Consider the following 654-nt stretch of genomic DNA (forward strand, 5'->3'; position numbering starts at 1 on the left):
TCGACCCGAGCGAGCACCCCGTCGGGCACCAGCCGCAGCCGGATGATCCCGGCCGTCGGGCGGGCCGGTCGGGAGCCCGGGCCGGCCGGCGCTGCCGGAGAGCCAGCCGTCGAGCTGCCAGCGCACCCGGTCGGCGATGGCCGCCGCGGTGAGCAGGCCGTCGTGCCGCCACACCCGGTGCAACTCCTGGCCGTGGGCGGTGACCGCCTCGATGCCCAGCCGGGTGCAGGCCAGCCCGTGCGCGGCGAGCCGGTCGTGCAGCCGCTCGGCCAGCGCGCGGGCGGCGAAGGCTGCGGCGTCGACCCGGTCGATCGGCTCGTCGTGGTCGGCGGTGACCGCCAGGTCGACCAGGGGCCGGCGGACGGCCAGCGGCCGGTGGTCCTGGCCGGCGGCGAGCCGGTGGGCCAGCGCGCCGTCGAACCCGAACCGGGCCAGCACGTCCCCCGCCGGCAGCGCGGCGAAGCCCCCCAGGGTGCGTAAGCCGAGCCGGCGCAGCAGGTCGGCCAGGGCCGGCCGGCCGAGCGCCTCCACCGGCAGGCCGGCCAGGAAGCCTGGGGTGCCGCCGGGGGGCACCACCCGCCCGGCGCGGGCCGCCAGGCCTGCGGCGAACACAACACGTCGGCGATGCCCACCTGGCTCTCCACCGCGCAGGTC

General features: G+C 79.7%; 1 pseudogene. It reads right to left on the reverse strand.

Annotated elements, in window-relative coordinates:
• Window positions 1–654, reverse strand: a pseudogene (locus MCAG_RS33470) (DNA polymerase Y family protein); the annotation flags it as partial.

Source organism: Micromonospora sp. ATCC 39149 (genome assembly GCF_000158815.1).
Lineage (GTDB): Bacteria > Actinomycetota > Actinomycetes > Mycobacteriales > Micromonosporaceae > Micromonospora.